The organism is Flavobacterium sp. N2038, assembly GCF_025947185.1.
In the GTDB taxonomy this organism is placed as follows: domain Bacteria; phylum Bacteroidota; class Bacteroidia; order Flavobacteriales; family Flavobacteriaceae; genus Flavobacterium.
In genome coordinates, this window is record NZ_CP110001.1 from 4,368,092 (window position 1) to 4,385,574 (window position 17,483).

General features: G+C 33.3%; 17 protein-coding genes. 5 read left to right on the forward strand and 12 right to left on the reverse strand.

The genetic code is table 11. The annotated features are described in order from the left end of the window. Positions 1-58: 58 nt before the first annotated feature. The 5 genes from OLM51_RS19055 to OLM51_RS19075 are packed head-to-tail and all read right to left on the reverse strand — an operon-like array spanning position 59 to position 5,236. Positions 59-1,522 (reverse strand): UDP-N-acetylmuramoyl-L-alanyl-D-glutamate--2,6-diaminopimelate ligase, encoded by a 1,464-nt coding sequence (locus OLM51_RS19055; protein ID WP_264552159.1) that lies wholly within the window; start codon positions 1,520-1,522, stop codon positions 59-61. Beyond that, complete coding sequence (locus tag OLM51_RS19060) at positions 1,519-3,525, reverse strand: penicillin-binding protein (protein ID WP_264552160.1); 2,007 nt, start codon at positions 3,523-3,525, stop codon at positions 1,519-1,521. The genes OLM51_RS19055 and OLM51_RS19060 overlap by 4 nt, the downstream gene beginning before the upstream one ends. Further along, positions 3,516-3,863, reverse strand: coding sequence for an FtsL-like putative cell division protein (locus OLM51_RS19065; protein ID WP_264552161.1), 348 nt, complete (start codon positions 3,861-3,863; stop codon positions 3,516-3,518). The genes OLM51_RS19060 and OLM51_RS19065 overlap by 10 nt, the downstream gene beginning before the upstream one ends. Positions 3,864-3,879: 16 nt before the next feature. Then, positions 3,880-4,788, reverse strand: a complete 909-nt coding sequence (gene rsmH, locus OLM51_RS19070) for a 16S rRNA (cytosine(1402)-N(4))-methyltransferase RsmH (protein WP_264552162.1) — start codon at positions 4,786-4,788, stop codon at positions 3,880-3,882. After that, entirely contained in the window at positions 4,763-5,236 is a 474-nt protein-coding gene (locus OLM51_RS19075) for a division/cell wall cluster transcriptional repressor MraZ (protein ID WP_264552163.1), read from the reverse strand. The genes rsmH and OLM51_RS19075 overlap by 26 nt, the downstream gene beginning before the upstream one ends. A 378-nt stretch (positions 5,237-5,614) precedes the next feature. Between OLM51_RS19075 and OLM51_RS19080 the strand changes: the two genes are divergently transcribed. Continuing rightward, the gene (locus OLM51_RS19080; RefSeq protein WP_264552164.1) at positions 5,615-6,379 is read left to right on the forward strand and encodes an alpha/beta fold hydrolase; all 765 of its coding nucleotides are present in this window, start codon (positions 5,615-5,617) and stop codon (positions 6,377-6,379) included. Between the two features lie 44 nt (positions 6,380-6,423). After that, positions 6,424-7,044, forward strand: coding sequence for a ribosome biogenesis GTP-binding protein YihA/YsxC (gene yihA, locus OLM51_RS19085; protein WP_264552165.1), 621 nt, complete (start codon positions 6,424-6,426; stop codon positions 7,042-7,044). 866 nt (positions 7,045-7,910) lie between these two features. Here the strand turns inward: yihA and gldC are convergent. Continuing rightward, on the reverse strand, positions 7,911-8,246 hold the full coding sequence (gene gldC / locus OLM51_RS19090; RefSeq protein ID WP_165769854.1) for a gliding motility protein GldC: 336 nt from the start codon (positions 8,244-8,246) through the stop codon (positions 7,911-7,913). Continuing rightward, a complete protein-coding gene (gene gldB / locus OLM51_RS19095; protein ID WP_264552166.1) occupies positions 8,246-9,202 on the reverse strand; it encodes a gliding motility lipoprotein GldB in 957 nt (318 codons plus the stop codon). Before gldB ends, gldC begins: the two co-directional genes overlap by 1 nt. Positions 9,203-9,300: 98 nt before the next feature. On the opposite strand from gldB, the gene nadE reads away from it, so the two are divergent. Continuing rightward, a complete protein-coding gene (gene nadE / locus OLM51_RS19100; protein ID WP_264552167.1) occupies positions 9,301-10,107 on the forward strand; it encodes an NAD(+) synthase in 807 nt (268 codons plus the stop codon). 93 nt (positions 10,108-10,200) lie between these two features. Continuing rightward, on the forward strand, positions 10,201-10,830 hold the full coding sequence (locus OLM51_RS19105; RefSeq protein ID WP_026730588.1) for a response regulator transcription factor: 630 nt from the start codon (positions 10,201-10,203) through the stop codon (positions 10,828-10,830). 80 nt (positions 10,831-10,910) lie between these two features. Here OLM51_RS19105 and dnaG read toward each other — a convergent pair whose 3' ends face one another. The 5 genes from dnaG to OLM51_RS19130 form a co-directional block, all read right to left on the reverse strand. Further along, positions 10,911-12,983 carry a DNA primase gene (dnaG, locus tag OLM51_RS19110; protein ID WP_264552168.1) on the reverse strand — a complete coding sequence of 691 codons (2,073 nt, stop codon included), beginning with the start codon at positions 12,981-12,983 and terminating at the stop codon, positions 10,911-10,913. A 128-nt stretch (positions 12,984-13,111) separates the two neighbouring features. Beyond that, positions 13,112-14,203, reverse strand: a complete 1,092-nt coding sequence (locus OLM51_RS19115) for a hypothetical protein (RefSeq protein WP_264552169.1) — start codon at positions 14,201-14,203, stop codon at positions 13,112-13,114. Positions 14,204-14,251: 48 nt separating this feature from the next. Continuing rightward, positions 14,252-14,950 (reverse strand): hypothetical protein, encoded by a 699-nt coding sequence (locus OLM51_RS19120; RefSeq protein WP_264552170.1) that lies wholly within the window; start codon positions 14,948-14,950, stop codon positions 14,252-14,254. Beyond that, positions 14,937-15,497, reverse strand: a complete 561-nt coding sequence (locus tag OLM51_RS19125) for an RNA polymerase sigma factor (RefSeq protein WP_264552171.1) — start codon at positions 15,495-15,497, stop codon at positions 14,937-14,939. The genes OLM51_RS19120 and OLM51_RS19125 overlap by 14 nt, the downstream gene beginning before the upstream one ends. A 286-nt stretch (positions 15,498-15,783) precedes the next feature. Further along, entirely contained in the window at positions 15,784-16,677 is an 894-nt protein-coding gene (locus tag OLM51_RS19130) for a helix-turn-helix domain-containing protein (RefSeq protein ID WP_264552172.1), read from the reverse strand. A 263-nt stretch (positions 16,678-16,940) separates the two neighbouring features. Between OLM51_RS19130 and OLM51_RS19135 the strand changes: the two genes are divergently transcribed. Continuing rightward, complete coding sequence (locus tag OLM51_RS19135; RefSeq protein ID WP_264552173.1) at positions 16,941-17,483, forward strand: SRPBCC family protein; 543 nt, start codon at positions 16,941-16,943, stop codon at positions 17,481-17,483.

A 17,483-nucleotide genomic window follows, 5' to 3' on the forward strand; every position in this document is an offset into this window, starting at 1 on the left:
ATTTTGAAACTCCAAATTCCAATCATTCTGGTGGTATTTGAACTTAAAAAAGGTATTATTATTTATTTAGTTGATCTAAAATTTCTTTTACTGTTTCCATATCATCAAAATGATGACGAACACCATTTATCTCCTGATAAGTTTCATGACCTTTACCTGCAATTAGGATAATATCATTTGACTGTGCCAATTGACAAGCTGTTTTTATGGCCTGTTTTCTGTCAGTAATCCTTAAGATCTTTTTGTAATTCTGACCTTCAACTCCTTGTTCCATCTCGTCTAAAATCACCTCCGGATTTTCATTTCTTGGATTATCAGAAGTCAAAATTGCTTTATCACTAAGTTCTGAAGCAATCTTGGCCATAATAGGTCTTTTCGTTTTATCTCTGTTACCTCCGCAACCCACAACGGTAATCAATTGCTCGTTTTTGGTACGAATATCATTGATCGTTTTTATCACATTATCCAAAGCATCCGGCGTATGAGCATAATCAACAATTGCAGTAATCTTAGAATCTGTTACTATATACTGAAAACGACCCGAAACACTTTCTAAATCAGACAATAAGCGCAACGCTTCAAGACTATCCATACCCAATTCTATTGCCGTACCGTAAATGGCCAGTACATTGTAAGCATTAAATGTTCCGATTAGTTTTACCCAAACTTCATTGTCATTGACTTTCAATAATAAACCTGATAATTGACTTTCTAAAATCTGTGCTCTAAAATCAGCATACGATTTAAGGGCATAAGTAAATTTCCTTGCAACTGTATTTTGCAACATTACAGGTCCGTTTTTATCATCTATGTTGGTTAAAGCAAAAGCTGTTTTCGGCAATGAATCAAAGAATGATTTTTTTACATCTCTATATTCGGCAAAAGTTGGATGATAATCTAAATGATCATGAGAAAGATTCGTAAAAATTCCACCTACAAAATGCAACGCTTCTGTACGCTTTTGATGAATTCCATGTGAACTTACTTCCATAAAACAATGTGTAACACCTGCCTCGACCATTTCATTCAAATAATGATTAATCGTGATAGAATCAGGAGTTGTATGAGTTGCTTTATACTCTGTTTCATCAACCATAATTTTTACAGTTGACAATAAACCCACTTTAAATCCGGCTTTTTTAAACAATTGAAATAATAAAGAAGCGATTGTTGTTTTACCATTTGTTCCGGTAACACCAACAAGCTTTAATTTTTCAGAAGGATCTCCAAAATAATTTGCAGCCATGAAAGCCAATGCAGTATTGGTATCTTTTACCTGAATATAGGTGATTCCTTTTTCTGTATTTTCCGGCAAAGTGTCACATACGATTGCCACTGCACCTAACTGAATAGCCTTACTGATATAATCATGACCATCTGAAAGTGTTCCGCGAATAGCTACAAAAACATCATTCTCTTCGATTTTTCTTGAATCAAAATCAATTTTATGAATACCAATTTCTGTCGAACCTGTTACAGATTCAATCGCTACTTTGTATAATATGTCTTTTAGTATTTTCATGATAATTCTAATACTATAATTGCATTTTTACTAATATTTTGTCCCGGTTGAATAGATTGTTTTTTAACCTTTCCAACACCTATAACTTTTACTTTTAAATCCAGATTTTCTAATAAAGCTACTGCATCCATTCCCGGCATTCCTTTTAAATTAGGAACCTGACTTAATTTTTTGTTTGCTTCAACCGTATACTTGTCATAACTGCTTTCTTGTTTTGCAATTTTAGAATCCAGTTGTTTTATTTTATTTGTTGATGGCGCATCTGTAAATATTTTTTGAGCGATTCTTTTAAAAACCGGCCCTGCAACATCAGCTCCATAATAATTATTTTTAGCCGTATTTGGTTTATGAACCACTACAATACAGGAATATTTAGGATGATCAGCCGGAAAATACCCAACAAAAGAAGAAGCATAATACATTCCTTCTCTTCCTGCGTTACCATAATTCACCATAGCCGTTCCCGTTTTTCCTGCCATTGAAAAATCTTTTGAATACAACTTAGAACCCGTCCCTTTTTTTACCACATTTGCCAAAACTGCTTTTACTTTTTTGAGTGTTTCTGGCGAACAAACCTTTGGATTCATTACTTCTGTATCAAACTTTTTAATGTTTTTGTTCCATTCTTTAATTTCTGATACAAATTGCGGTTTTACCATTACCCCATTGTTTGCAACTGCGTTATACAAGGTTAAAGTTTGCATTGGTGTAACCGAAACGTTATATCCAAAAGCCATCCATGGAAGTGTTGTACCTGACCAATGTTTGTCTCCAGGCTGCGGAATATAAGGCCTTCCTTCTCCTTTAAAATGTAATCCTAATGGTTTATTTAAGCCTAATTCATTGATATGATTTACAAACTTAGAAGGGTTACTTTTGTAATTATCATAAACCGCCTGAACCATTACTGTATTTGACGAAAGTTCAAATCCGCGTGCCAGGGTAACTTTTCCATAACCGCCTCTGTGCGAATCCCGAACAGCTCTTCCATAATATCTGATTTCCCCTCCATGGCTATCGTAAACTGTACTTGTATCGGCAACTTTATCTTCTAAAATCGCCATTAAATCGACTAATTTAAAAGTCGATCCAGGTTCGTGAGATTCAGCAACCGCATAATTTGTTGTCTCGTAATAAGTACCATCTTCTGCTCTTCCTAAATTTGAAATCGCTTTTATATAACCTGTTTCTGTTTCCATTACTACCACACAACCGTGATCTGCTTCGTAATCTTCTAATTGTTTCAACAAAGCGTGGTGTGCGATATCCTGAATAAATACATCTATCGTAGAAATTACATCATAACCATCAACTGGATCTACTTCGTTTACATCACGAATTGGTTTCCATTGGCCTTTAGCAATTTTTTGCTTTAGAATTTTACCGTCTTTTCCGTTCAGATAACTTTTAAAAGCCCATTCAATTCCTTTTCCAACTTCTACTCCCGTTGCCGGATCAATTTTATCATAACCTATCGTTCTTTCAGCTATTTTACCTATAGGATGTTTTCTAACGGTTTCTTGTTCAATTATAATTCCGCCTTTAAAAGCACCTAATTTGAATAATGGAAAACCTTTAATTTTTACATATTCAGTATAACTCAACTTGCGAGCGATCAAATAATAACGATTTTTGTTGGCTCTGGCTTTTCTTAATTCCTGTTCGTAATAACCTGATGGTCTATCCAAAACTGTAGCCAATGAATCTGATAATGCTTTTACATACTTTTCAAAAGTTTCCGTTTTTGGCGCTTTTGCATCAAATCTAATTTCATAATTAGGAATCGATGTTGCCAGTAAACTTCCGTCAGCAGAATAAATATTTCCTTTGTTGGCCGGAATTACAAAGTTTCTTACCGTACGCTGTTTTGCCAGTTTTCTGTAATAATCTCCTTCAACCCATTGAATATTGGTCAATTTAACAACAATAGCAATTGCCATCAAAAAGATGAAAACTGCTACGAGGTAAATTCTGTAGGATATATGTTTATCGTCTACTGCCATATTCTTTTAAAGAAACTTTTTTCTTCTTCTTTTTTAACTTCTATTTTTACTGGAGGAACTGTAGATGGAAAAATCTGTTTTTCAAGCATTTTATCCGATATCGTTGATTCCATTTTTAATTTCATTAATTCTGAACGTCGATCTACAAACTCAGATCTTAATTCTTTTACTTCATTATTCAGCTTTGCAATTTCAAAAACCTTCTGTTCGTATCGCTGTGTATTTGCAATCATCAAAATGGCAAGCAAAATGATAAAAACAATGAATCTCCAGTTCTTTACTGCATCATCGTTGATTAGAAACCTGGCTTTTAATATACCGAATACTCCACTCTTCATTTTCTACCTATATATATTATACCTTTTCAGCTATTCTAAGTTTTGCACTTCTTGCTCTATTATTGATTTTGATTTCAGCTTCATCAGGGACAATCAATTTTCCAATAGTTTTAAATGGCACTGAAAAATTCCCATAAAAATCACGTTCCGGTTCTCCCTCAAACATTCCGTTTTTTATAAATCTTTTTACCAATCTGTCCTCTAAAGAATGATATGAGATCACCGAAAATCTACCACCCGGATTTAAAATTTCCAACGACTGCTCAATAAACTCTTTCAGAACATCCATTTCCTGATTTACCTCAATACGAATCGCCTGATAAATCTGAGCCAATATTTTATTTTTAACTCTCTCTGGTAAATACTTCGCCAAAACTTCTTTTAATTCGTCAGTCGTTTTGATTGGATAACCTTGTCTTGCCTCAACAATTGTTCTGGCAAGTGCCGGTGCGTTTTTCAACTCCCCATAATCAAAAAAAACACGACGTAAATCCTGTTCTTCATATTCGTTAACCACCCGATAAGCATTTAAATCATTTTTCTGACTCATCCGCATATCCAGTCCGGCATCAAATCTTGTGGAAAAACCTCTTTCCGGAACATCAAACTGATGTGATGAAACTCCCAGATCTGCCAAAATTCCATCAACACTTTTAACACCATGAAAACGAAGAAATCTTTTTATAAATCTAAAGTTCTCATTAATTAAGGTAAACCTCTCGTCTGGCAATGCATTTGCAAGTGCATCTTCGTCCTGATCAAATGCAAACAGCCTTCCGTTTGGCCCTAATCTTTTTAAAATCTCTTTTGAATGACCACCGCCTCCAAACGTAACATCTACATACACACCATCAGGTTTAATATTTAAACCATCTACTGTTGGATGAAGCAAAACCGGATTATGATATTCCATTGTCGTCGTCATTAATATTTCCCATTACTTCTTCGGCTAAATCTGCAAAATCCATATCTTCGCCGCTTATTGATTTTTCATATAAATCTTTATCCCAAATCTCCACAATATTAACCGCAGATGAAAAAACAACATCTTTAGAAATACCTGAAAAAGTTACCAGATCTTTTGGTACCAACAATCTTCCTAATGCATCAATCTCTACCACTTTAACTCCGGCAGTAAATCTGCGAATGAAATCATTGTTCTTTTTTACAAAACGATTCAACTTGTTAATCTTCTTCATCATCAAATTCCATTCTTCCATTGGATACAATTCCAAGCATTGCTGAAAAACAGAGCGCTTCAAAACAAAACCGTCCTGAAGAGAAGCTGACAGCTGCTTTTTTAGGGGCGCAGGCAACATTAGCCTCCCCTTAGCATCAACTTTACACTCATATGTTCCTACAATTGTATTCAAGAAAAATCACTTAACATGTTATACAGCAAAAATATAAAAAAAAATACCACATATTACCACTATATACCACTTTGTTAATAAGTTTAACCACTTTACTACCACTTTACTTAACAAATACACAATCAATACTTTACACATTAATCAGTCGAAAAATAAATTCCTTTAACAATTCTAAAAATTACATAGTCTTTCTCTTAAAAAAATAGCTATAATGCAAATATTTTAACATTTATAAAATTCGTCAAAATCACCCCTAAAAGCTGATTTTTAACCACTTATAAATTCTACTCAAATTATGTAGTTAAAAAATGACAGCAAAAATTCATTTTTGTTTATTAAACCCTATATTTGTCGAAATTGAAATTGGCATTAAACTAGATGGACAAACACTACAAAAAAGAAGGCAAATACAGCTATTATGAAGCTGGAGAAGGAACTCCTATCGTTATTTTACACGGTTTAATGGGAGGCCTTAGTAACTTTGATGGTGTAGCGCAATATTTCCCAACGAAAGGATATAAAGTTGTTATCCCGGATTTGCCAATATATACACAAAGCATTTTAAAAACGAATGTAAAAAGCTTTGCTAAATACGTAAAAGATTTCATCACCTTTAAAGGTTTTGACCAGGTTATTCTATTAGGAAATTCATTAGGAGGACATATCGCATTGTATCACACAAAGTTGTATCCCGAAAAAGTAGCAGGACTTGTAATAACAGGGAGCTCAGGACTTTATGAAAGTGCAATGGGCGACAGCTACCCAAGAAGAGGCGATTATGAATACATTAAAAAGAAAGCTGAAGATGTATTTTACGACCCTAAAATTGCAACTCCGGATCTTATTGATGAAGTATATGCAACTGCTAATGACCGCATAAAACTAATTAAAACTTTAACGATTGCCAAGAGTGCCATTCGTCATAACATGGCCAAAGATTTACCAAAAATGACAGTTGAAACCTGTATTATTTGGGGTAAAAACGATTCTGTAACGCCGCCAAATGTTGCCGAAGAATTTGATAAATTATTGCCTAATTCAACTTTATATTGGATAGACAAATGTGGACACGCTGCTATGATGGAACATCCTCAGGAGTTCAACGAAATTCTTGAAAAATGGCTTACCGAAAAAAAATTATAGCAATCTAACTTTCGATTTTTAAGGAGGTTTTAAAAACAAAAAGCATGAAAATTAATACCGCCGAATTTATTATCAGTAATTCTGATGCATCAAAATGCCCGGCCGAGTTTTTGCCGGAATACGCTTTTATAGGCAGATCAAATGTTGGGAAATCATCTTTGATTAATATGATTACCAATCATAAAAATTTAGCAAAAACATCTGGAAGGCCAGGAAAAACACAACTTATAAATCACTTTAAAATCAATAACAATTGGTTTTTGGTCGATTTACCGGGTTATGGATATGCTAAAGTTTCTAAGAAAACCAAATCGGTTTTCCAGCAATTCATTACAGATTATTTTGAAAACAGAGAACAACTGGTATGTGCTTTTGTTTTAATTGATATTCGCCATGAAGCTCAAAAAATTGACATTGAATTTATGTCTTATATGGGCGAAAGCGAAATACCATTTTGCATTATTTTTACCAAAGCAGATAAAATCAGTAAAGTAAAAATCGATTCACATATTGCAGCCTACAAGAAACAGATGTACGCAAACAACTGGGCCGAAATGCCACATTATTTTGTAACCTCATCTACAGAATCAATTGGAAAAGAAGAACTTCTATCCTACATAGACGAAGTAAATCAGGAAGTTTTTAAAAACAATTCAGGTTTTTAAACTTAAAATTCCAATAAAAAAAATCCCAAATTCCGAGCTTTACAATTGGAATTTGGGATTTTTTTTTATTGGAATTTTCATTGAAGCTGTCATTTTTAATTTATTTAGTCTTTAGCTTTAAAATTTCTCTTAATTACTCTTTTAGAATTTAGAACTTTCCACTCTTTATAAATCAAGACCTGATACAAAATATAAAAAAGGGAATTAAAAAACCAGAAATCAAGCACAAAGGGTTCTGTGAAAATTACTGAATCACTATTTCCGGATAAAAAAATGCTTGCGCTACTTGTTAAGTAAACAACTAGTCCGTTACAGAAATAAGAATAATTATGTTTGACATTTTTTAAATTGGATATAATAAAATACAATGCATAAAACAGTAACGGAATCGAAGTTATTGCAATCTCAATCAGATTAAACTTCCAATAAAGAGATGGCGTTTTATAATACTGGAAACCTAAAAAAAGAAGTATTAAAACAAACACTATTACCACAACTCGTTTTAGTATTATGTTCGAAAAGATTTTGTAGAAAAATATACTTAACGTAATAAACTGAAAAATAAAATAGTAATGCGAAAGGAAGAAATTGGCTCCAGGATATAAAAAACCAATAATATTGCAAAACAATTCTACACAAAACAAAAGAACCAAATAAGTAGTAAGTGTGCGATACAGCACATCTCTGTTTTTACAGGTAACACAAAACCGAATCGCATTTGCAAGTAAGAAAAACAATCCGATAAGACTTACTATAAAAGGAAACAGCATATTTGTTTGATTTATGACAATTTACAAAATAAAAACAAAAAATTCCAAACCCAATCTTCAAAATTGGAATTTGGAATTTTATTATTTAAAGTTTAACTACTTCGTTAGTTCCAGTTTTTCTGCAAAATAATCACAGAAATCTTTCATTGTGTCCGACATTTTTTCGTCGTCTGTAGCACGTTTAAAAGTATCAGCCATTGCAACTAAAGTCTGATGAAAGAAAATTTTCATTTCGTCCACCGGCATATCTTTTGTCCAAAGATCAATACGCATTGTTTCTTTAACTTTGCTATCCCAAATTGATAACATAATAGCCTTTGCTTCTTCAGCCTGAACACCGCCGTCTTGTGCGCTCCAGGTTAATTTTTCCGGAACACGGTTTTCATCTAATTCTATATTGAATTTAATTTCTGAGTTTATTGTATCTGACATTATTTCTTAGGTTTATATTTTGAATTTTCGAATATCTCTTTTGCATTAATTTTTAATAATTCAGGCAAAGTAACATTATTATTTTTCATGTAGGAACGAACAATTTGCCAACCAATCCAAGCCCCTACGCGTCCTGGAGAATCATTATCTATCTCTAAGTAAAATTTAGAAAAGGGAGCCGGCGCAATAAATCGGGTTGTAAGCTTAGGATCTGCACTATACAGCATTTCTTTTTCTAAAAAATAACGCCACATATAAGCTTCATTTTCTTCACACCATTTTATTTGTTCCGGTAGGTAACCAATTTTTTCAGCATCTGTATATTCAGGCAAAAGCAAATCCTTTGCATACAGTTGTTTTCCTTCAAAAATCATTTGAGAAACTAAATTCTTATCGGCATAGGCAGGAATATTTCTGTAAGCAAAACTCGAAACCACATCCGGCATAATTTGTTTCTCCTCAAAGTTTTGTTTTAAATAATTCGGGAATTCATAAAATTTGTGCTCTTTTCCCAAATACAATTCTAATGCAACAATAACCAGACTGTCGGCATAAATTGCTTTAGCATTATAGTCCATCTCACCAATTACCGTAATTACTTTTGGAGTTTTAGTTTTAGGAAAATAATATTTTACGTGTTGAAAAAGCGAATTAAATTGTTGACGAACTGGCTCAAAATCCGAATACTTTTTTTGCACTTCAGTATATACCTCACGCCAAATTGGCTCCTGCATTTTCTTTAACCAGACAGCGTCATCATTTCCTGCCGGAAAAAAGAAAGGATATTGCATTTTTATCTTAGCCAGATCTTGCGGTTTTGATTCAAAAAACACCTTATCAAAACGTTCTACTTTAATATCAACCGGAATTTCTTCTACTTCTTTTTCGACCTTACTTTTTTGATCACAGGACAAAAAAAACAGGCACAGAACCACCGCAAAGCAATATATTTTCATTTTATTTTAATTAGATTTGTGTTGCATAAATTTAAAAATTATACACTTAAAATTATTTGTGCAAATATACATCCCTGTATCTTAAAACTTGAACTATTATGGCTAAAAAAAGCACTATTCAGACAGAAAAAGTAAATAACCACATCGTTGAGTGGCTAAAAGATTATGCTAACAACGCAAAAGTAAATGGTTTTGTAATCGGAATTTCGGGCGGAGTCGACTCTGCGGTAACTTCAACATTATGCGCCCAGACTGGTTTACAGGTTTTGTGTGTAGAAATGCCAATTCACCAGGCCGAAACTCAGGTTTCAAGAGGAAGGGAACATATTGAGCAATTAAAAAAACGTTTCCCAAACGTTTCAAGTGTAGAAACTGATTTAACTGCCACTTTTGAAGCTTTTAAAAATGCTGTGCCTATAACAAAAGATGAAACAAAAGTTAATTTATCATTTGCTAATACACGTGCCCGTCTACGAATGACGTCATTATATTATTTAGCCGGAATTCACGGCTTATTAGTCGCAGGGACAGGCAATAAAGTAGAAGATTTTGGAGTAGGATTTTATACAAAATATGGTGATGGCGGTGTCGATTTGAGTCCAATTGCAGATTTAATGAAATCAGATGTATATGCTCTTGGGGAATATTTAACTATTCCGGCATCAATTTTAACAGCTGCTCCTACCGACGGTTTATTTGGTGATAACAGAACCGATGAAGACCAATTGGGAGCAAGTTATGACGAGCTGGAATGGGCAATGTTAGCAGCGGAGTCAGGAAAGACGGCAGGTGATTTTAGTGGACGAGAAAAATCTGTTTTTGAAATTTATAAAAGATTAAACACCAGCAACAAGCATAAAATGCAATCGATTCCAGTATGTTTGATACCAAAAACGTTAAAATAATTTTTTTTAACATTTGCGTATAATTAATTACAGAATTTATTTATTAATTTTACAGTTCCAAAAACATGATAACAATTCTAAAAAGGTAAAATTATGATTAAAGTATGTCTTGCAGACAATCATCCTGTGACTCACTTTGGCGTTAAGTCTTATTTTAAAGACCACGATCAAATTTCAATTGTTGCCAACGTAGGCAATTTTTCAATGGTTAGAGATATTCTTCAAACGAAGGAAATCGACATTCTAATCTTAGATTTAGAACTAGAAGGTCTTTCAAGTATCTTCGAAGTAAAATCAATTCTGAAAAATTTCCCAAAAACAAAGATTGTAATTTTTAGTGACCTCGCTGAACAAATGTATGCTCCAAATGCAATTAAAGCAGGAGTTTCCGGGTATGTACACAAAACAGAAAAACTTGAAACTTTAGGTCTTTCTATTATTAAAGTACACGAAGGAAAAATTATCATCAACGAAACAGTTCGCAAAAACATGGCCCTTATTGCTAAACAAAGCAAGAGCGAACGTTTGTACAGAAAACTTTCTAATCGCGAGATTGAAGTTTTACGTTACTTAAGTGATGGTAAAAAAAACAATGAAATCTCTAAAATCTTAAATCTGAACGAAAAAACGATCAGTACTTACAAATTAAGATTATTGACAAAGTTGAATGTTACTAATTTAGTTGATTTAGTAAACAAAGCAAAGACTTTAGAAATTATTTAAATGGTACATTGATATTTGCTTTTGCAAATCATCAACCCCATAAAAAAAGCTCTATATTTAAAATATAGAGCTTTTTGATTTTATAAATGATATGGCACTACAACCCGCCCCAGTTTTCTGGAAAAATTATTTAATAATTTAGAATAATCAATCACCATAGACAACAATTCTGAATTATCATCCTGAGGATCGGTCATCAATGACTCCTTCAAATCGTGAATGATTTTTGAAATCAAATACCATCTCATCGAAAATATAGTATCCGAAACATTTTGCTCTACAGTTTCGCTTTTATGCTTCGGAAAAATATTTTGTCCCTCCCAGTTGTGGATAACCAACTTTTCGTCTTCCATCAATATATTAGTCACTTCCTGTGCAAATTCAGGTTGCAGGTGCATTAAGTATCTATCTAAACTAAAAGTCTCATTTTGATTGTAAAAATCAATAAGTCCGGTAAAAATATCCTTAAACAATGTATTCGTAAGCTCCACCTCATCTTCCTGAAGACTCAGGTAAACTTTCTCGTATACTTTATATTTTCTTTTTTCTGTAACTTCCTTTACATTTCCTTCTTCATCAGCTTTTAAAAATACATCTTCAAAATCTTCCAATACATTTCCATAAAGCAATAATATTTCAATAATTTTTCTTTCAAAACCATATAAAATATCTACTTTTTCTGTCTGCTCAACAGGATATCCCATGTCTCCCGGATAACCATACCCTTCTGGCGGACCAGTCCGCGGATCTTCCGGATCTCCTCCTGAGAAATTAGTGTTTTTTGGAGCCTGATTCCTTACAACTTCAAAAGGTTTCTGTTCTTGTTTTTGTTTTTTATTAGCTTCAGCAATATCTTTTTGGATTAGCTGCGCCAAAGTACTCACCAAAACCTGCTCTGAAATATCCATTATTCGGGCACACTCCTGGATATAGACTTCGCGCTGAATACGATCTGGTATTTTAGAAATACTAGTAACCATATCACGAATCAGATCGGCTTTTTTTATCGGATCGTTTTTAGCTTCATTCATCAAAATCGAAGCCTTAAACTGTATGAAATCTTTACTATTGTTTTCTAAATAAGCAACTAAATCATCATGTGAATTTTTTCGGGCAAAACTATCCGGATCTTCTCCGTCAGGAAAAGAACAAACTCTTACATTCATACCTTCCTCAAGAATCAAATCGATTCCTCGAATAGACGCTCGCAAACCGGCAGCATCACCATCAAAAAGCACCGTAATATTTCGGGTCAGACGGTTAATCAGACGAATCTGATCAGGCGTTAAAGCAGTTCCGGACGAAGCCACAACATTCTCTATTCCGGCCTGACTAAACTGGATTACATCGGTATAACCTTCAACCAAATAACAGTTGTTTTGTTTCGCTATAGATTGTTTGGCATGATAAATTCCATAAAGCACTTTACTTTTATGGTAGATATCACTTTCCGGTGAATTTAGATATTTTGCCGCCTTTTTATCATTGGTCAAAATACGTCCTCCAAAACCTAAAACCCGGCCAGACATACTTTGAATCGGAAACATCACACGCCCTTTAAATCGGTCAAAAGGACGATCTTCTCTTGCAATGGTTAAACCTGTACTTTCCAGAAATTCTAATTTATATCCTTTTCCTAATGCTTCTTTAGTCAAAGCGTCCCAGGTTTCGGGAGAATATCCTAAATCGAATTTTTTAATCGTTTCATTGGTAAATCCTCTTTCTTTAAAATAAGAAAGTCCGATTGCTTTTCCTTCTTCAGAATTTATTAAAACATCCTGAAAATATTTAGCAGCAAATTCCGAAACCAAATACATACTTTCACGAACATCTGTCATCGCTTTTTCGGCATCGGTCTGTTCGGTTTCTTCGATTTCAATATTATATTTTCTGGCCAAATATCGAATGGCCTCCGGATAAGTAAACTGCGAGTGCTCCATCAGGAATTTTACAGAATTCCCTCCTTTTCCGGTACTGAAATCTTTCCAAATCCCTTTTGCAGGCGAAACCATGAAAGAAGGAGAACGCTCATCTGAGAACGGACTCAAACCTTTAAAGTTACTTCCGGCACGTTTTAAATTGACAAAATCGCCAATAACCTCCTCTACACGAGCAGTTTCAAAAACATTGTCAATTGTATTTTGTGAAATCAAAACTTAAATTTATTTTTAAAGTTGAAAGCCTGTAAAAGTACATAAATCCAGTCTGAAATTTGTTTATTAAACTAAAAAAGTGCCTCTCGAGAAGCACTTTTTCTACTAACTAAACTTAAACTACATTCTTAATTAAAATCAAATCGTATTCCCATAGAAATATTATTCTCTTCAATTAAATTGTCCTGAAATATAGGATTCAGATCGTATTTCAGATACAGACTAATTTCTTTGTAACCTACATAAGTACTTAATCCGTAAACAAAATTATTTACATTAAAATCTCCTTTTGTTTTTTGTGTTGTTTTGTAATCATTGTCTTCAAATTTTAAAATTTGCTTAGACTTAACATTAATTCCTGCATATCCTCCAAATCCCATACGAAAACCCTTATGTGTCCTGAAATACGATTTACCATCGTAATTTCCATCTTTCGAAAAATCAAATTCTAAATGTACCGGAGCGACTAAATAAACATTTCTAAAACGCGATTCCTTCAAATGAATAGGATTTGTTATTAAATCTGTCTGGTCGCCATTGACCACAAAACTGCGATTATCTGTCGGACGGAGATTATTGTACATTAACGAAAGTCCATATTTTGCATGCAGCAAATTGTTGTCTGATAATATTCTGGAATTAAATGTAAATCCCCATTCGTAAAAATGCGACCCTATAAAATCATAATTCGAATCCTGAAGTTTTCCATCAACCATTGTACTATTCAATCCCATTGCAAACACAAACTGAGAAGTAGTTCTTTTAGACTCTCTTTTTTGCTTGTCTTCCTGTCCCTCATAAACTTTCATGGCAGGAATTTTAATTTCGGTCTGATTAGGTCGGATAGAATCATTACTTCCGCCAATTAATACTATTGTCCCTCCACGGTCTTTTTTATAATTTATTTTCCCGTCTACCTTTTCCTGAACCAGTTCCTGTAATTTTTCTTGCTCTATAGCCACTCTGTTTTCAATATTACGGGCTCTTTTTTCAGCAAAATCTTTCTTTTTCTTCTCTGCTTCTTCTTTAGTGATTGTTCCTTCTACTAATTGACTATTGACTTCATCGACTTCTTTTTTTAATGCTGCTTTTTCTTCGGTCGTTATTTTTTCAATATTTACAGCTATAGATTTTGCTTTGTTCTCAAAAGTTTCCTGCCCTATCACCTTTGTGACAAATAAAAAAAACAAGAGAGTAAAATACACAATAAAATTTTTCATAATTACTTTTTTAGATTGATTGATTGATTGATTGATTGATGTTTTACATTATTTTTTAACATTTCTGTTTTCTACTGCCACTTTAACGGTATGATAACTGCGATTAATTTTTGTTATCATTTTCTCTCTAAATGAAAGCTCTAGTTCGCCGTCTACCTGATCCAGTAAATCATTTGCATTAATTTTTACTTTTGGTTTTGGTTTAACCGAATTTTCAGCTATCACCGTCTTTTCTGCCGAATCCAATAATTGATCTATGTTTTCTTTTTTAGGCGTTTCGGCAATTACAGTTTGATTATTGATTGATTGTTTTTCCTGATCGTTTTTGATGATGACTGAAGACTCCTCTATTTGATTTGATTCATTTGTACTGGTTTTATTAGATTTTTTTTCTACGCTTTTTAAAGTTTCTGTTGATGGCTCTTCTGAAACAGCAACTTCTGTTTTAACTGAATCTATTATATTTAAAGTTGGTTTTACAACAGAATCCTTTTCAACATTCTCTTCTACAACAACATTTTTAGGTATTTCCATTACACTTTCTTTTTGACTGAAGTAGAACGTTCCAAACAATAAAAACCCAACAATACTTGCTGCGATATACAACCATTTTTTACTTTTCTCAGGCTTCTTTTCTTCAGTAACGCTAAGCATTGCATCCAATCGATCCCAGGCTTTGTTGCTTGGTTCAATTTTACGTTCCTTTAGCTTTTCACGGAAATCCTTTTCAAAATTATTCGGTTCCATTATCTTGTTTTTTTAAAATAGTAATTTGTGTTTGTAGCATTTTTCTGGCGTGCGATAACTGCGATTTTGATGTTCCCTCATTAATTCCTAACATCCTGGCAATTTCATTATGTTTATAACCTTCTATTGCATATAAATTGAAAACCATTTTATAACCATCCGGCAAAGCATCAATTAAGTATTGAATCTGATCTACCGTAAACTTACTATCAATGGCATTGAAGCTTTCTTCAACAAAAAATTCATCTTCGGCAAATTTTACTTTTTTCTGAACTCTTAAATACGAAATACATTCATTAACCATAATTCGGCGGATCCAGCCTTCAAAGCTTCCTTTGTGTTCAAAACTTTTCAGGTTTGTAAACACTTTCATAAAAGCGGTTATCATTACATCTTCTGCCAGCTGAATGTCTTTTATATATTGTCGACATACGCTTAACATTTTAGAAGAATACTTACCGTAAATCTGTTGCTGTGCCTGACGATTATTTTCGACAGCCAGCTTTATGATTTCGGTTTCTTCTTGATGTAATGGAATAATTTTCATTAATAAGCTTTCGGTTTTGGTTTTAGAAACAGACTTCTATTAGCATAGACGATTATCAATTTAAAATGGTTGCATGGGAATCAAAAAAAAAATGTCTTTGTAAATTTTGACAAACACATTTTTGGATTAGATAATGACAAACAAACGAATCTGATGAACAAACCCGAACTGAAAAGACAACAAATCCAGAGTTAAAAACACCTTTATAGTTACTAAATAACCAAGCTGCCTGAATTTTAAGCAACATCCTCTTATTTGTGTTTTTACAAATAAAAAGTCCATTTGATTATTTCTCCTTATTTTTGAAAGACATCGGGCTGCTGCCTGTTTGTTTTTTAAAGAATTTCCCAAAATTAGAGGTATCAGAAAAATTCAGTTTAAAAGCAATTTCAGCTACATTGAGATCGGTGTACGTAATAATCAGTTTAGCTTCTCGAACTATTCTTTCATTAATTAATGACAATACTGTTGAACCTGTAGTGATCTTTACCGATTTTGATAAATGACTAACACTAACAGCCAGAAGAGCGGCATATTCTTCTACTGTCCTTTTGGTAAGATAATGCATATTGATTAATTGCATTAGTTTTTTGGTCAGCAATTGCTGGGCATTTGGTTTCTGAATCGTTTTCTGCTCCTCAACTGCCCTAAATTCCTTCAGTTGATAAAGCAATGCCAGAAACTTATGTACCGCTACACTGTACGTCGACCGGGAGGCCTCATACGACTGGAACACTTCTTCAAAATGTGGTGCTATATTTTTGTATTCGCCCTGACTGAGCTGAAATAAATTTGTACTCAAAGTATCAAAAAAAGGAAATTCCTGTACCAAATCAGGTTTGAAAAAACCAAAACATTCTTCCTTAAAATAAATCAGATAGCCTTCGGTATTTTTATCCCTGAAAAAACTATACACTTGTCGTGGGGACTGAAAAACCAAAAACGATTCTTTAATCACTTCTTCCCTATTATTATATCCTACCTGGGTATTTCCTACAGAGGTTAAAAGAGCTACAAAAAAGAAACCTCGCCGAAAAGGCGGTTTGTAAATATCGCCTTCATGTTCTGCCAATCGCATACAATAAAACAAAGGATTGCCGGTGCGATGTTTAACAGGTATAGATTCTAAAAAAGAATTGATATCATCATAGAAGGGAATGTTTTCTTTTTCTTCTGGCATCTCTTTATGGTCTAAGTCTAACAGTATAAAAGGTTATATCTAAAGTAAATTTCATTGTACAGATGGCCAGGATTATAGCTACCTCTAACACTTGTCTAAGATCGAAAATCCAATTGACTTGTGCAATATCTAAATAACTAGTAATTCATGAAATATACCAGAATTGACCATTATTGTCCTTTTTTGAACCATTTTAAAACACGGTACTTCAAATACCTTTGATCTGTCAAATATTATTAAATAAAACCTTAAAACAAATGAAAATGTTAATACTTAAAATTCTTACCGTATTGATTATACTAGTGGCTATTCTATGTATAATTGCCGCTTTTGTACCTACCAAATACACTATTAAAAGAGAAATCACCATTAATACCCCGGCTGAAACGGTATACAATTACGTAAGATTTCAGAGCAACCAGAAGGAATTCAATCAATGGCTGCAATATGATCCAAATACCATAATTGAATTAAAAGGCAACACTGATGGACAAGAAGGATCAATTCTCTATTTTAAAAGCAAAAACATCAAAACCGGTGAAGGCGAATGGAAAAACACCCGTCTAATCAAAAACCAACAAATAGATTTTAACCTCCGATTTATATCTCCATATGTTTTTACTGCTGGCGGGTCTTTATATTTTAAACCTCAAAGCACAGATAAAACGACTCTTTTGTGGGAATTTAAAAGCGGGAAAAACTGGCCTTCGAATATTATTCTGCTATTTGTAAATATGGATAAAATTATTGGAGGAGATATCGAAAAAACCTTGAAAAATATAAAACTTAACACTGAAAAACTATAA

Bases quoted from the DNA above. Each gene is read 5' to 3' on its own strand.
- OLM51_RS19055 (WP_264552159.1), bottom strand. From the start codon at position 1,522: ATGAAAATACTAAAAGACATATTATACAAAGTAGCGATTGAATCTGTA.
- OLM51_RS19060 (WP_264552160.1), bottom strand. From the start codon at position 3,525: ATGGCAGTAGACGATAAACATATATCCTACAGAATTTACCTCGTAGCA.
- OLM51_RS19065 (WP_264552161.1), bottom strand. From the start codon at position 3,863: ATGAAGAGTGGAGTATTCGGTATATTAAAAGCCAGGTTTCTAATCAAC.
- rsmH (WP_264552162.1), bottom strand. From the start codon at position 4,788: ATGACGACGACAATGGAATATCATAATCCGGTTTTGCTTCATCCAACA.
- OLM51_RS19080 (WP_264552164.1), top strand. From the start codon at position 5,615: ATGGACAAACACTACAAAAAAGAAGGCAAATACAGCTATTATGAAGCT.
- yihA (WP_264552165.1), top strand. From the start codon at position 6,424: ATGAAAATTAATACCGCCGAATTTATTATCAGTAATTCTGATGCATCA.
- gldC (WP_165769854.1), bottom strand. From the start codon at position 8,246: ATGTCAGATACAATAAACTCAGAAATTAAATTCAATATAGAATTAGAT.
- gldB (WP_264552166.1), bottom strand. From the start codon at position 9,202: ATGAAAATATATTGCTTTGCGGTGGTTCTGTGCCTGTTTTTTTTGTCC.
- nadE (WP_264552167.1), top strand. From the start codon at position 9,301: ATGGCTAAAAAAAGCACTATTCAGACAGAAAAAGTAAATAACCACATC.
- OLM51_RS19105 (WP_026730588.1), top strand. From the start codon at position 10,201: ATGATTAAAGTATGTCTTGCAGACAATCATCCTGTGACTCACTTTGGC.
- OLM51_RS19115 (WP_264552169.1), bottom strand. From the start codon at position 14,203: ATGAAAAATTTTATTGTGTATTTTACTCTCTTGTTTTTTTTATTTGTC.
- OLM51_RS19120 (WP_264552170.1), bottom strand. From the start codon at position 14,950: ATGGAACCGAATAATTTTGAAAAGGATTTCCGTGAAAAGCTAAAGGAA.
- OLM51_RS19125 (WP_264552171.1), bottom strand. From the start codon at position 15,497: ATGAAAATTATTCCATTACATCAAGAAGAAACCGAAATCATAAAGCTG.
- OLM51_RS19130 (WP_264552172.1), bottom strand. From the start codon at position 16,677: ATGCCAGAAGAAAAAGAAAACATTCCCTTCTATGATGATATCAATTCT.
- OLM51_RS19135 (WP_264552173.1), top strand. From the start codon at position 16,941: ATGTTAATACTTAAAATTCTTACCGTATTGATTATACTAGTGGCTATT.